The sequence below is a fragment of the Streptococcus sp. KHUD_018 genome, from assembly GCF_054861215.1.
In genome coordinates this window covers 2,061,377-2,075,286 of record NZ_CM142176.1, presented here as the reverse complement: position 1 = coordinate 2,075,286, position 13,910 = coordinate 2,061,377, and the positions used below count along the sequence as shown (strand labels likewise).

The 13,910-nt window shown below is 39.6% G+C and carries 16 protein-coding genes; 14 read left to right on the top strand and 2 right to left on the bottom strand.

The features are described 5' to 3' along the window. Positions 1–24: 24 nt before the first annotated feature. The 11 genes from rodZ to tnpA all read left to right on the top strand — a co-directional run bounded on the left by rodZ (position 25) and on the right by tnpA (position 9,278). Complete coding sequence (gene rodZ / locus ACVBD2_RS10490) at positions 25–846, top strand: cytoskeleton protein RodZ (protein WP_461685769.1); 822 nt, start codon at positions 25–27, stop codon at positions 844–846. Between the two features lie 10 nt (positions 847–856). Continuing rightward, on the top strand, positions 857–1,402 hold the full coding sequence (gene pgsA / locus ACVBD2_RS10485; protein ID WP_461685768.1) for a CDP-diacylglycerol--glycerol-3-phosphate 3-phosphatidyltransferase: 546 nt from the start codon (positions 857–859) through the stop codon (positions 1,400–1,402). Continuing rightward, positions 1,399–2,226, top strand: coding sequence for an energy-coupling factor ABC transporter ATP-binding protein (locus tag ACVBD2_RS10480; protein WP_461685767.1), 828 nt, complete (start codon positions 1,399–1,401; stop codon positions 2,224–2,226). The genes pgsA and ACVBD2_RS10480 overlap by 4 nt, the downstream gene beginning before the upstream one ends. After that, positions 2,211–3,050 (top strand): energy-coupling factor transporter ATPase, encoded by an 840-nt coding sequence (locus tag ACVBD2_RS10475; protein ID WP_000513210.1) that lies wholly within the window; start codon positions 2,211–2,213, stop codon positions 3,048–3,050. Before ACVBD2_RS10480 ends, ACVBD2_RS10475 begins: the two co-directional genes overlap by 16 nt. After that, positions 3,043–3,837 carry an energy-coupling factor transporter transmembrane component T family protein gene (locus ACVBD2_RS10470; RefSeq protein ID WP_461685766.1) on the top strand — a complete coding sequence of 265 codons (795 nt, stop codon included), beginning with the start codon at positions 3,043–3,045 and terminating at the stop codon, positions 3,835–3,837. The genes ACVBD2_RS10475 and ACVBD2_RS10470 overlap by 8 nt, the downstream gene beginning before the upstream one ends. 60 nt (positions 3,838–3,897) lie before the next feature. Further along, positions 3,898–4,713 (top strand): rod shape-determining protein MreC, encoded by an 816-nt coding sequence (gene mreC, locus ACVBD2_RS10465; protein WP_461685765.1) that lies wholly within the window; start codon positions 3,898–3,900, stop codon positions 4,711–4,713. A gap of 2 nt (positions 4,714–4,715) precedes the next feature. Next, the gene (gene mreD, locus ACVBD2_RS10460) at positions 4,716–5,210 is read left to right on the top strand and encodes a rod shape-determining protein MreD (protein WP_132972919.1); all 495 of its coding nucleotides are present in this window, start codon (positions 4,716–4,718) and stop codon (positions 5,208–5,210) included. 93 nt (positions 5,211–5,303) lie between these two features. Further along, complete coding sequence (gene pcsB / locus ACVBD2_RS10455; protein WP_084948205.1) at positions 5,304–6,509, top strand: peptidoglycan hydrolase PcsB; 1,206 nt, start codon at positions 5,304–5,306, stop codon at positions 6,507–6,509. 222 nt (positions 6,510–6,731) lie between these two features. Beyond that, a complete protein-coding gene (gene rpsB / locus ACVBD2_RS10450; RefSeq protein WP_000268475.1) occupies positions 6,732–7,511 on the top strand; it encodes a 30S ribosomal protein S2 in 780 nt (259 codons plus the stop codon). Positions 7,512–7,589: 78 nt separating this feature from the next. After that, positions 7,590–8,630, top strand: coding sequence for a translation elongation factor Ts (tsf, locus tag ACVBD2_RS10445; RefSeq protein WP_084948207.1), 1,041 nt, complete (start codon positions 7,590–7,592; stop codon positions 8,628–8,630). 183 nt (positions 8,631–8,813) lie between these two features. Next, the gene (gene tnpA, locus ACVBD2_RS10440) at positions 8,814–9,278 is read left to right on the top strand and encodes an IS200/IS605 family transposase (RefSeq protein WP_461685764.1); all 465 of its coding nucleotides are present in this window, start codon (positions 8,814–8,816) and stop codon (positions 9,276–9,278) included. A gap of 222 nt (positions 9,279–9,500) precedes the next feature. On the opposite strand, the gene cysK is transcribed toward tnpA, so the two are convergent. Both cysK and ACVBD2_RS10430 read right to left on the bottom strand, forming a co-directional pair. Further along, complete coding sequence (cysK, locus tag ACVBD2_RS10435; protein WP_461685763.1) at positions 9,501–10,427, bottom strand: cysteine synthase A; 927 nt, start codon at positions 10,425–10,427, stop codon at positions 9,501–9,503. A gap of 155 nt (positions 10,428–10,582) precedes the next feature. After that, entirely contained in the window at positions 10,583–11,218 is a 636-nt protein-coding gene (locus tag ACVBD2_RS10430; protein WP_000395731.1) for a YigZ family protein, read from the bottom strand. Between the two features lie 56 nt (positions 11,219–11,274). On the opposite strand from ACVBD2_RS10430, the gene ACVBD2_RS10425 reads away from it, so the two are divergent. The 3 genes from ACVBD2_RS10425 to hpf all read left to right on the top strand — a co-directional run bounded on the left by ACVBD2_RS10425 (position 11,275) and on the right by hpf (position 13,860). After that, a complete protein-coding gene (locus ACVBD2_RS10425) occupies positions 11,275–12,573 on the top strand; it encodes an ATP-dependent helicase ComFA (protein WP_000861783.1) in 1,299 nt (432 codons plus the stop codon). Then, positions 12,570–13,232 carry a ComF family protein gene (locus tag ACVBD2_RS10420; RefSeq protein ID WP_000995711.1) on the top strand — a complete coding sequence of 221 codons (663 nt, stop codon included), beginning with the start codon at positions 12,570–12,572 and terminating at the stop codon, positions 13,230–13,232. Before ACVBD2_RS10425 ends, ACVBD2_RS10420 begins: the two co-directional genes overlap by 4 nt. Before the next feature lie 79 nt (positions 13,233–13,311). Continuing rightward, positions 13,312–13,860 (top strand): ribosome hibernation-promoting factor, HPF/YfiA family, encoded by a 549-nt coding sequence (hpf, locus tag ACVBD2_RS10415; RefSeq protein ID WP_000599119.1) that lies wholly within the window; start codon positions 13,312–13,314, stop codon positions 13,858–13,860. Positions 13,861–13,910: the final 50 nt, after the last annotated feature.

The window sequence follows — 13,910 nt, the reverse complement described above, 5'->3', positions numbered from 1 at the left end:
TACTAGAAAGAAGGAATGGTACGTATGAGAAAAAAAACAATTGGTGAGGTGCTGCGTTTAGCTAGAATAAACCAAGGATTGAGTTTGGAAGAATTGCAGACAAAAACTGATATTCAGATGAATTTATTAGAAGCTATGGAGGCAGATGATTTTGATCAACTCCCTAGTACCTTCTACGCTCGTTCTTTTTTGAGAAAATATGCTTGGGCAGTTGAATTGGATGAACGAATTATTTTGGATGCCTATGATTCAGGAAGCATGATTACCTATGAAGAGGTAGATGTTGATGAAGAAGATTTATCCGGTCGTAGACGATCAAATAAGAAAAAGACTTCTTATCTGCCCTTGATTTATTTCATTTTATTTGCCTTGTCGATTTTAATTTTTGTGACTTATTATGTTTGGAATTATATCCAGACTCAACCAAGTCCTTCTTCAGCTAATTATAGTGTTGTGAGCTCAACTAGTTCCACAACCTCATCTAGTTCATCTTCTAGTAGTCAGACGTCTAGCTCGTCTTCTACTACGGAATCAACTATTACAGTGTCAGGTGAAGGAAACCGCATTGAAGCTCGGTATAAAACGAGTAAGGAAACCGCTACTGTTCAATTGGCAGTATCAGATGCAACTAGTTGGGTAAGTGTTTCAGGAAGTGAGCTGGAGGGTGGTGTGACACTATCCGAAGACAATAAGAATGCAAAAACAACAGTTTCAACTAAGAATCCCGTTACCATTACTTTAGGTGTAGTGAAGGGAGTTACTGTAACTGTGGACAATCAAACGATTGATACTTCGAAGCTGACAACTCAGACTGGAACTGTAACACTTACATTTACTACAGATTAAGGAAAAATCAATGAAAAAAGAACAAATTCCTAATGTATTAACTATTGGTAGAATTCTCTTCATACCTCTCTTTATTCTTATTTTGACTTTGGGCCATTCACAAGGAAGTCATTTGCTGGCAGCGATCATCTTTGCAGTTGCTAGTATAACGGATTATCTTGATGGTTACCTTGCTCGTAAATGGAATGTAGTCAGCAACTTTGGAAAATTTGCAGATCCGATGGCTGATAAGCTGTTGGTTATGTCAGCTTTTATCATGTTGATTGAGTTAGGCATGGCTCCAGCTTGGGTTGTTGCTATTATCATCTGTCGTGAACTTTCGGTGACAGGCTTGCGTTTGTTGCTTGTTGAGACGGGAGGGACAGTTCTAGCAGCAGCGATGCCAGGGAAAATCAAGACCTTTAGTCAGATGTTTGCCATTATCTTTTTGCTCTTACATTGGAATTTAATTGGTCAGCTGTTGCTTTATATCGCTTTGTTTTTCACTATCTACTCTGGTTATGATTATTTCAAGGGTAGCGCTCATGTATTCAAAGGGACATTTGGTTCGAAATGAAATCGATTATTGAAGTAAAAAATCTGTCTTTTCGTCACAAAGAAGACCAGGAACATTATGACGTTAATAATGTCTCGTTTCACTTGAAACGGGGAGAATGGCTTTCGATTGTAGGTCATAATGGGAGTGGGAAATCGACAACTATCCGTTTGATTGATGGCTTGCTTGAAGCAGAGTCTGGGGAAATCTGGATAGATGGGCAATTGCTGTCCTCTGAGAACGTTTGGGACTTACGCCGTCAAATTGGTATGGTTTTTCAAAATCCAGATAACCAATTTGTGGGGGCAACTGTTGAAGATGATGTCGCCTTTGGTTTAGAAAATCAGGGACTTCCTCGTGAAGAAATGAAGAAGAGAGTGGCTGATTCTTTGGAGTTGGTAGGGATGCTGGACTTTAAGAAGAGAGAACCAGCTCGTTTATCTGGTGGCCAAAAACAACGTGTGGCCATTGCAGGAGTTGTTGCCCTGAGGCCAGCTATTTTAATTCTAGATGAGGCTACAAGTATGTTGGACCCCGAGGGACGACGAGAACTGATTCAGACAGTTCAAGAGATTCGAAAAGACAACCAGATGACAGTCGTCTCCATTACACATGACTTAGAAGAAGTTGCGATGAGTGACCGTGTCTTGGTCATGAAAAAAGGCCAAGTGGAGTCAACCAGCAGCCCAAGAGAACTTTTTTCTCGGGATGATCTTGACCAGATAGGGTTGGATGAGCCTTTTACTAATCAATTGAGAGAATCTTTGAGAGAGACTGGTTATCAGTTGCCGGATGGCTATTTGACAGAAGGAGAGCTAGAGGACAAGTTATGGGAATTACTCTAGAAAATGTGAGCTTTACCTATCAAGAGGGAACTCCCCTATCTTCATCAGCCTTGACTGATGTTTCTTTGACGATTGAGGATGGTTCCTATACAGCTTTAGTAGGGCACACAGGCAGTGGGAAATCAACGATTTTACAGCTTTTAAATGGCCTATTGGTACCAAGTAAGGGTTCTGTTCGAGTTTTCGATACCGTCATTACCCCTACATCAACCAATAAAGAAATTCGTCAGATTCGAAAGCAAGTTGGTCTAGTGTTTCAATTTGCTGAAAATCAGATTTTCGAAGAGACTGTTTTGAAAGATGTTGCATTTGGACCGCAAAATTTTGGAGTTTCTGAGGAAGAGGCCAAGAAAATTGCGCGTGAAAAGTTAGCCTTGGTAGGCATCGATGAGTCACTCTTTGAGCGCAGTCCTTTTGAACTTTCGGGTGGTCAGATGAGACGTGTGGCTATAGCAGGTATGCTAGCCATGGAGCCAACTGTCTTGGTTTTGGATGAGCCTACAGCTGGACTAGATCCTCTGGGCAGAAAAGAACTGATGACCCTGTTTAAAAAACTTCACCTTGCTGGAATGACAATCGTCCTGGTAACACATTTGATGGATGACGTAGCTGCATATGCTGATCAGGTCTATGTTATGGAAAAGGGGCGTTTGGTCAAAAGTGGTAAACCGAGCGAAGTTTTCCAAGATGTAGCCTCTATGGAAAAGGTGCAGTTAGGTGTGCCTAAAATAACAGCCTTTTGTAAACGTTTGGCAGATAGAGGTGTAGCTTTTAAAAAATTGCCAATCAAGATAGAGGAGTTTAAGGAGTCACTAAATGGATAGTATGATTCTAGGGCGTTATATACCGGGGGATTCCATTATTCATCGCTTGGATCCACGTAGTAAATTGCTTGCCATGATCCTGTTGATTTTGATTGTATTTTGGGCTAATAATCCCCTCACCAATCTCATTTTGTTTATAGCGACAGGTATATTTATCGCTTTGTCAGGCGTTTCCCTCTCATTTTTCGTTCAGGGATTAAAATCCATGTTCTTCTTGATTGCTTTTACGACTCTTTTTCAGCTCTTTTTCATTTCAAGTGGAAATGTCCTATTTGAGTTTTCTTTTATAAGAATAACGGATTATGCTTTGCAACAAGCAGGAATCATTTTCTGTCGTTTTGTGTTGATTATTTTCTTTTCAACCTTGCTAACCTTAACGACCATGCCTTTGAGTCTGGCAGCTGCAGTTGAAGCTCTTTTAGCACCGCTGAAACGCGTGAAAGTTCCCGTTCATGAAATTGGTCTCATGTTATCAATGAGTTTGCGTTTTGTTCCAACCTTGATGGATGACACGACGAGAATTATGAATGCTCAGAAAGCTCGTGGAGTTGACTTTGGCGAAGGTAGCATCGTTCAAAAAGTAAAGGCTATGATTCCAATTTTAATTCCTCTTTTTGCGACGAGCTTAAAGCGTGCAGATTCATTAGCAATAGCCATGGAAGCTCGTGGTTATCAGGGAGGAAAAGGTAGAAGTCAGTATAGACAATTAAGATGGAGTCAAAATGATACACTGGCAATTCTTGTGATTTTGGTACTGGGATGTTTCTTATTTTTCTTAAAATCTTAGCAGGTTTGTAGGATTGATAAGAAGCTCACAGTAGCAGGTTTTTAGTATAAAGGTAGGAATATGAACCGTTTTAAAAAATCAAAATATCTAATCATCGTTTTTGTCACAGTTCTGGCAGTTTCTGTACTATTAGTGACAACCTATTCAAGCGCTATTGTGACGAAACTAGGAGATGGGATTTCCTTAGTAGATAGAATTGTTCAAAAACCATTTCAGTGGTTTGATGCTTTCAAATCGGATTTGGGACATTTGACGCGGACTTACAATGAAAACGAAAGTCTAAAAAAACAGCTCTATCAACTAGAGGTGGAGTCTAATCAATCAGAAAGTTTAAAAAATGAAAATGAACAACTACGTCAGTTGCTGGATATGAAGTCAAAATTGCAGGCAACAAAAACCATTGCAGCAGATGTGATTATGCGGGCTCCAGTATCTTGGAAACAAGAGTTAACAATTGATGTAGGAAGTTCAAAAGGAGCTTCTGAAAATATGTTGGTCATTGCAAACGGTGGCTTGGTTGGTAGTGTTTCAAAGGTGGAAGATCATTCAACAACTGTCAATCTTTTAACCAACGCTGAAAACACGGATAAGATTTCTGTTAAAATCCTGCATGGTTCTACTGAAATATACGGAATCATCGTTGGTTATGACAAGGAATCTGAACTGCTTAAAATTAGCCAATTAAATAGTAATAGTGACATCAGTGCTGGAGACAAGGTGACTACAGGTGGGCTAGGAAACTTTAATGTCAAAGATATTCCTGTTGGAGAGATTGTTGGTACAACGCACAGCAGTGACTATCTAACACGAGAGGTAACTGTAAAGTTAAGTGCTGATATCAAAGATCTTCATGTGGTAGAGTTAGTGGGGAATTAGCAATGAGATTGTTAAAACAAATTGGTATTTTCTTTTTACTCCCTTTTGTTGTGCTAATTGATGCACATATTGGACAATTGGTGGGATCCTTTTTCCCCCACTTTCATTTAGCCAGTCATTTTCTATTTTTATTTCTCTTATTTGAAACAATCGAAGTGTCAGAATATCTCTACCTAGCCTATTGTTTTATAGTGGGTTTGGTTTACGATATCTATTTTTTCCACTTGATTGGAATTGCCACGCTTTTGTTTATCTTGATAGGTGCTTCGCTCCACAAGTTCAATAGCGTGATTTTGACAAATCGTTGGACAAGGATGTTGACCATTATTGTGATCAGTTTTCTGTTTGATATGGGGAGCTATCTTTTGGCTCTTGCCGTGGGACTGACTGTAGATTCCATGCCGATATTCATCGTCTATAGCCTTGTCCCATCAATGATTCTGAACTTCTTATGGATTGTCATTTTTCAATTTATTTTTGAAAAAATTTATCTATAAGAAAGAAATATAAATGTAACAAAGGCGTAATATTTATTATGTCTTTTTTTGGTATACTAGTAATGTCTCAAATAGAAGGAGTATCGACAGAATATGAAGAAAAAAATCTTAGCGTCACTTTTGTTAAGTACAGTATTGGTCTCACAAACAGCAGTATTGACAACTGTTCGTGCAGAAACAACTGATGAAAAAATTGCTGCTCAAGATAATAAAATTAGCAGTTTAACAGCGCAACAACAAGAAGCTCAAAAGCAAGTGGATCAAATCCAAGGTCAAGTTTCAACAATTCAAGCAGAGCAAGCAAGCTTGCAAGCCGAAAACGAAAAATTACAAGCTGAATCTAAAAAACTTGAAGGAGAAATTACAGAGCTTTCTAAAAATATCGTGGCTCGTAATGCTTCTTTAGAAAAACAAGCACGTAGCGCACAGACAAATGGAGCTGCGACTAGCTACATTAATACAATTGTAAACTCAAAATCAATCACAGAAGCCATTTCGCGTGTTGCTGCAATGAGCGAGATTGTATCGGCTAACAACAAAATGTTGGAGCAACAAAAGGCTGATAAAAAAGCAATTTCTGATAAACAAGTAGCCAATAATGAAGCAATTAATACAGTTATTGCGAACCAACAAAAACTGGCTGATGATGCGCAGGCATTGACAACTAAGCAAGCTGAGTTGAAGGTTGCAGAGTTGAATCTTGCTGCTGAGAAAGCTACTGCAGAAGGTGAGAAAGCTAGTTTGCTAGAGCAGAAAGCGGCAGCAGAGGCAGAAGCACGTGCTGCTGCAGAAGCAGAAGCAGCTTACAGAGCACGTCAAACAAGCCAACAGCAATCAGTTGTTGCTTCTGGAAACACAAGTTTCTCAGCTCAAGTACAAGCAACATCAACAACTGACGAGGAGGATTCAAGCTACACTCCGGCACCTGCGCCAGCGCCTGCTAGACAACGTCCAACTTACAGCTCAAATGCTTCAAGTTATCCAACTGGTGAGTGTACTTGGGGAGCTAAAACATTGGCACCTTGGGCTGGAGATTACTGGGGCAACGGAGCTCAGTGGGCAACAAGTGCAGCTGCAGCAGGATTCCGTACAGGTTCAACTCCACAAGTTGGTGCGATTGCATGTTGGAATGATGGTGGTTATGGACACGTAGCGGTTGTTACAGCAGTTTCATCATCAACTCGTATTCAAGTATCAGAATCAAACTACGGTGGAGATCGTACAATCGGAAACAAACGTGGATGGTTCAACCCAACTACAACTTCTGAAGGTTACGTAACATATATCTATCCAAACTAATGTATAAAACGAAGAGACTCAATCGAGTCTCTTTTAATGTTTTTATCCGAAAGTCCTACTAAAATTCTACTAAATAGCTTGAAAATACTGTTGAAATATGATAAAATAAAACCTGTCGTGTAAACGATAATACTCATTCTTGATGAATTGTGAAACTGTTGCCCTTGGGTCGTTTTGCAAGTTGAAATCGAGAAGAGGAAAAAACAAAAAGGAGAAATACTCATGGCAGTAATTTCAATGAAACAACTTCTTGAGGCTGGTGTACACTTTGGTCACCAAACTCGTCGCTGGAACCCTAAGATGGCTAAGTACATCTTCACTGAGCGTAACGGAATCCACGTTATCGACTTGCAACAAACTGTAAAGTACGCTGACCAAGCATACGACTTTATGCGTGATGCGGCAGCTAACGATGCAGTTGTATTGTTTGTTGGTACTAAAAAACAAGCTGCTGACGCTGTTAAAGAAGAAGCAGAACGTTCAGGTCAATACTACATCAACCACCGTTGGTTGGGTGGAACTCTTACTAACTGGGGAACTATCCAAAAACGTATTGCTCGTTTGAAAGAAATCAAACGTATGGAAGAAGAAGGAATCTTCGACGTTCTTCCTAAGAAAGAAGTTGCACTTCTTAACAAGCAACGTGCACGTCTTGAAAAATTCTTGGGTGGTATCGAAGACATGCCTCGTATCCCAGATGTAATGTATGTAGTTGACCCACATAAAGAGCAAATCGCTGTTAAAGAAGCTAAAAAATTGGGAATCCCAGTTGTAGCGATGGTTGACACAAACACTGATCCAGACGATATCGATGTAATCATCCCAGCTAACGATGACGCTATCCGCGCTGTTAAATTGATCACAGCTAAATTGGCTGATGCTATCATCGAAGGACGCCAAGGAGAAGATGCAGCAGCAGTTGAAGCAGAATTTGCAGCTTCAGAAGCTCAAGCAGACTCAATCGAAGAAATCGTTGAAGTTGTAGAAGGCGATAACGCTTAATTCATATAAATAGTAATTACCTAGGAGGGCGGGGCGTAGCCCGGCTCTCCTATTTTTAAAAAATATAGGAGAATCAAAATGGCAGAAATTACAGCTAAACTTGTAAAAGAGTTGCGTGAAAAATCTGGTGCCGGTGTTATGGACGCTAAAAAAGCGCTTGTAGAAACAGACGGCGATATCGAAAAAGCGATTGAATTGCTTCGTGAAAAAGGTATGGCGAAAGCAGCTAAGAAAGCTGACCGCGTTGCTGCAGAAGGTTTGACTGGTGTATTTGTTAACGGTAACGTTGCAGCAGTAGTTGAAGTAAATGCTGAAACTGACTTCGTTGCGAAAAATGCTCAATTCGTTGACTTGGTAAATGCAACAGCTAAAGTAATTGCTGAAGGTAAACCAGCTAATAACGAAGAAGCACTTGCTTTGACAATGCCTTCAGGTGAAACTCTTGAAGCAGCCTATGTATCTGCAACAGCTACAATCGGTGAAAAAATCTCATTCCGTCGTTTTGCTTTGCTTGAAAAAACAGATGCACAACACTTTGGAGCATACCAACACAATGGTGGCCGTATCGGTGTCATCTCTGTTATTGAAGGTGGAGACGAAGCACTTGCTAAACAAATCTCAATGCACATTGCTGCGATGAAACCAACAGTTCTTTCTTACAAAGAATTGGATGAGCAATTCGTTAAAGATGAGTTGGCACAATTGAACCACGTGATTGACCAAGATAATGATAGCCGTGCAATGGTTGGTAAACCAGCTCTTCCACACTTGAAATATGGATCAAAAGCTCAATTGACTGATGAAGTGATTGCTCAAGCTGAAGAAGACATCAAAGCTGAGTTGGCTGCAGAAGGCAAACCAGAAAAAATCTGGGACAAAATCATTCCAGGTAAAATGGACCGCTTCATGCTTGACAACACCAAAGTTGACCAAGCATACACACTTCTTGCCCAAGTCTACATCATGGACGATAGCAAGACAGTTGAAGCTTACCTTGAATCAGTAAATGCTTCAGTAGTTGAGTTCGCTCGCTTTGAAGTTGGTGAAGGTATTGAGAAAGCTGCAAATGACTTCGAAGCAGAAGTTGCAGCTACAATGGCAGCAGCCTTGAATAACTAATGATAAAAGAGGAAGCAATTTGCTTCCTTTTTCTTATGTGACTATTAGTCCGTCTCGCTCCGTTAGGTGCGAGACAAATAAACCACCCGCTATGCGGGTGCGCATCGAAGGTTATACCAAAAAAACTCCAAACGCGATACAATAAAGGTGTTCAAGCCAATTGTAAAGCGAAAGGAGAAAAATATGGCACAAAAGGCACATAGTTTATCACACACAAAGTGGATGTGTAAATATCACATTGTGTTCACCCCTAAGTATAGACGAAAAGTGATCTATAATCAATATCGAAGTAGTTTAGGCGAAATATTTCATCGTTTGTGCAGCTATAAAGGTGTTGAAATTATCGAAGGTCACTTGATGCCTGATCATGTACATATGTTAGTAAGTATTTCACCGAGGATAAGTGTTTCAAGTTTCATGGGATATTTAAAAGGTAAAAGTGCACTCATGATGTTTGACAAACACGCCAACCTCAAGTACAAGTTTGGAAATCGACATTTCTGGGCAGAAGGTTATTATGTGAGTACAGTGGGACTTAATGAAGCCACAATTAAGAAATATATTCAAGAGCAGGAAAAGCATGATATAGCACTAGATAAATTAAGTGTAAAAGAATATGAGGATCCCTTTAGGGATAGTGGTAAGTAATGCGAACACCTCTTTGAGAGGTTTGTGAAGAGTCAAGAGCAATGAGGCTTGAACAACGTGAAAGCCAGCGTCTTTAGGCGCTGGCTGGTAATTTGGGCTTATAGCCCTGGTGCAAACCACCCGTTAGACGGGTGGTTATGATTTTGCTGTAGGGAACTTAGATTTTTCTTTAAATTGAACAAAGAAAAAGCCCTATAATAAGGGCTAAGTGCATTTAGGAGACTACACTTCAAATTCATAGAGTGCTGTAGACAAATAACGTTCGCCGTTATCTGGTGCTAAAGCAAGGACTTTCTTACCTGTACCTAATTTCTTGGCAACCTCAATTGCCCCGTAAATCGCTGCAGCTGAAGAAATCCCAACAAGGAAGCCTTCTTTTCCACCAATTTCACGGCCAAGTGTGAGTGCATCATCTGATGTTACACGGACGATACCATCATAGGCTTTTGTATCAAGTGTATCAGGAATAAATCCAGCTGAGATACCTTGAATTTTGTGAGGTCCTGGTTTTTCACCAGACAAGATAGCTGACTCGTCTGCCTCAACTGCATAAACTTGAATGTCTGAATTTGCTGCTTTAAGAGCGTGAGAAACACCTGAAATCGTTCCACCAGTACCAACACCACCCACAAAAGCATCTAGTCCATCAGAACCGAAAGCAGCCAGTATTTCAGCTCCTGTTGTTCTTTCGTGTACTTCAGGATTAGCTGGATTGTTAAATTGGAGTGGAAGGAAGCCGTCACGTTCAGCTGCGATCTCCTGAGCCTTGGCAATTGCGCCTTTCATTCCTTCGCTACCAGGAGTAAGGACGAGTTCAGCACCATAGGCTTGGATAATCTTACGTCGTTCCACACTCATCGTTTCGGGCATGACGATAACAACTTTATATCCCTTAGCAGCACCTACCCAAGAAAGTCCGATACCAGTATTTCCACTCGTTGCCTCAACAATGGTAGCACCTGGTTTTAGAATACCATCTTGTTCCGCTTTTTCAATCATGCTAAGGGCAATACGGTCTTTTACTGACGATCCAGGGTTAAAAGCTTCAAGTTTTACATAAACATCTGCAGCACCCTCTGGAACAATGCTGTTAAGTTTAATAATCGGTGTTTGTCCGATTAGTTCAGTGATATTGTTATAAATAGCCATAGATATACCTCTTTGTATAAGATGATACTAGTATAACGCGCTCAAGGCTATTTGTAAAATATAGAAATCCTATCAAAGCGATAGGATTTTTTTATATCAAAGGTCTGAGCTGTAAATCTGCGAATAAATTTAGTAGGTGCTATCTATATTTTTGTTTACAATAAGTTTACAGGAACTTCAACTTCTCGTAAACCTTGATCTGTTAAAGCAACCTTTCCATTAAAAAACTCCACAAGAGCAGCCTTGATATTTTCTTTCTCTTCCTTGTCAACATAAATTATCGTATCGACTTGATCTGTAAAGTTTGTATCCAGCTCCATGAGATCATGTTCTTTAAGGAAGTTACTGTACTCTTGGTATTGAGCGTAAGACATTTGAATGTCTATACCAGCTTGCTCTTTGATTTCAATAATGCCAATCTCTTTGACAGCCAAGGCCACACTACCTGCATAAGCACGAATTAAACCACCAGCACCTAGCTTAATTCCCCCGAAGTAGCGAGTAACCACTACGCAGACATTGGTAAGATTGTGATTTTCTAAGACACCGAGCATAGGGACTCCAGCAGTACCACTAGGCTCACCATCATCACTCGTGCGCTTAATCTCACTGCGTTCCCCTACAATAAAAGCCGAGCAGTTATGGGTAGCTTTGTAGTGTTCTTTTTTGATGGCCGTGATGAAATTACGAGCCTCTTCTTCACTATAGACACGCTTTGCATGACAGATAAAGCGAGATTTTTTGATTTCTTCGTGGACCTGCCCATCCTCTTTAATTGTTCTAAATTCCATGATTTTATTGTACTAAAAAAATACAAAAAGAGCTAGATATTTACGAATAAAGAAGTATGAAAGTAGATCCAAATTACCTCGGTCGCTTGTTTACTGAGAGAGAATTAACTAAAGAAGAACGTCAAATGGCCGTGAAACTACCAGCAATGAGAAAAGAGAAGGGAAAACTTTTCTGTCAACGGTGTAATAGTAGCATTCTAGAAGAATGGTATTTGCCCATTGGTGCTTACTATTGTAGGGAGTGTTTATTGATGAAGCGAGTCAGGAGTGATCAAGCTTTATACTATTTTACGCAGGAAGATTTTCCTAAGCAAGATGTTCTCAAATGGCGTGGTCAGTTAACACCTTTTCAGGAAAAAGTGTCAGAGGGACTTCTTCAAGCGGTAGACAAGCAAGAGCCAACCTTGGTTCATGCTGTGACAGGTGCTGGAAAGACAGAGATGATCTATCAAGTTGTAGCTAAAGTGATTGATGATGGTGGTGCAGTTTGTTTGGCCAGTCCTCGAATTGATGTATGTTTGGAACTGTATAAGCGACTGCAGAATGACTTTGCTTGCGATATAGCGCTACTCCATGGCGAATCAGAGCCCTATTTTCGAACTCCCTTAGTAGTTGCAACAACTCATCAGTTATTAAAATTTTATCATGCTTTTGATTTGTTGATAGTGGATGAGGTAGATGCCTTTCCTTATGTTGACAACTCTATGCTTTACTATGCTGTAAAGAATAGTGTAAAGGAGGATGGATTAAGGATATTCCTTACAGCAACTTCTACAGATGAGTTAGATAGGAAGGTTCGCACAGGAGAATTAAAACGATTAAGCTTGCCGAGACGGTTTCATGGAAATCCTTTGATTATTCCTAAACCAGTCTGGTTATCGGATTTTAATCGTTATTTAGATAAGAGTCAGTTGTCACCTAAGTTAAAGAGCTCCATTGAGAAGCAGAGAAGAACAGGTTATCCCTTGTTAATCTTTGCATCAGAAATTAAAAAAGGCGAGAAACTAAAAGAAATATTGCAGGAACAGTTTCCAAATGAAAATATCGGCTTTGTTTCCTCTGTCACAGAAAATCGATTAGAGCAGGTGCAAGCTTTTCGAGATGGAGAGTTGACGATACTGATCAGTACGACAATTTTAGAGCGTGGAGTTACCTTCCCTTGTGTGGATGTTTTCGTAGTAGAAGCTAATCATCGTCTCTTTACCAAGTCTAGCTTGATTCAGATTGGTGGGCGAGTTGGGCGTAGTATGGACAGACCAACTGGTAAGTTGCTCTTCTTTCATGATGGATTAAATACTTCCATCAAAAAGGCAATCAAGGAAATCAAGCAGATGAACAAGGAGGCGGGATTATGAATTGTTTATTATGTGGCCAGTCAACAAAGAGTGACTTGACATTTAGTCACCTCTTACTGTTTAAGAATGAGCACAACTATCTTTGCTCAGCTTGTGATTCTACTTTTGAGAAGATTGGTGAAGACCATTGTCCAAACTGCATGAAAAGAGGGTTGTCAACAACGTGTCAAGATTGTAAACTTTGGTGTGAAGATGGGATTCAAGTTGATCATAAAGCAATCTTCACCTATAATCAAGCTATGAAAGACTTCTTTAGTCGATATAAGTTTGATGGGGATTTTCTGCTTAGAAAGGTTTTTACTCCTGTACTTGCAGATGAGTTGAAAAAGTATAGAGACTATGAATTTGTGGTAATTCCCCTAAGTCCTGAAAGATTGCTTGAGAGAGGATTTAATCAGGTTGAAGGTTTGGTTGAGGCAGCAGGATTTTCCTTTCAAGATTTACTAGGGAAAAGAGAAGAGAAGGCTAGTTCTTCTAAGAATCGCTCAGAACGATTAGCTACTGAAATTCCTTTTTATATTAAAACAGAGGCCCCTCTTCCTAAGAAGATTTTGGTTATTGATGACATCTATACGACAGGGGCGACTATCAATCGTGTGAAGCGACTTTTTGAAGAGGCAGGTGTTTTGGAAGTCAAAACTTTTTCTCTTGTAAGATAAGGAAAAAATTTGCAAAATGAAAATGAAAGCGTTATAATATAGTTAGAAAAATAAAAATGTTTAGAAAGAAGGTACTTATATGATTAAATATAGTATCCGTGGTGAAAACCTAGAAGTAACAGAAGCAATTCGCAATTATGTAGTTTCTAAACTCGAAAAGATCGAAAAATATTTTCAACCTGAACAAGAGTTGGATGCACGTGTCAACTTGAAAGTTTACCGTGAAAAAACAGCAAAAGTTGAAGTAACAATTCCACTTGGGTCAATTACTCTTCGTGCAGAAGATATTTCTCAAGATATGTATGGTTCTATCGATCTTGTAACAGATAAAATTGAACGCCAGATTCGAAAAAATAAAACAAAAATCGAACGCAAGAATAAAAATAAGGTTGCAACAAGCCAACTCTTTACAGATGCTTTAGTTGAAGATGCAAATGTTGTGCAGCCAAAAGTGGTTCGTTCAAAACAAATTGATTTAAAACCAATGGATTTGGAAGAAGCTCTTCTTCAAATGGACTTGTTGGGACATGATTTCTTTATCTATGTAGACGTAGAAGATCAAACAACAAATGTTTTGTATCGCCGTGAGGATGGTGAAGTTGGTTTGCTAGAAGTTAAGGAATCATAAAATCTTGACAACTATGTAAAAGTGGTTTACACAATTGTAAACCACTTTTG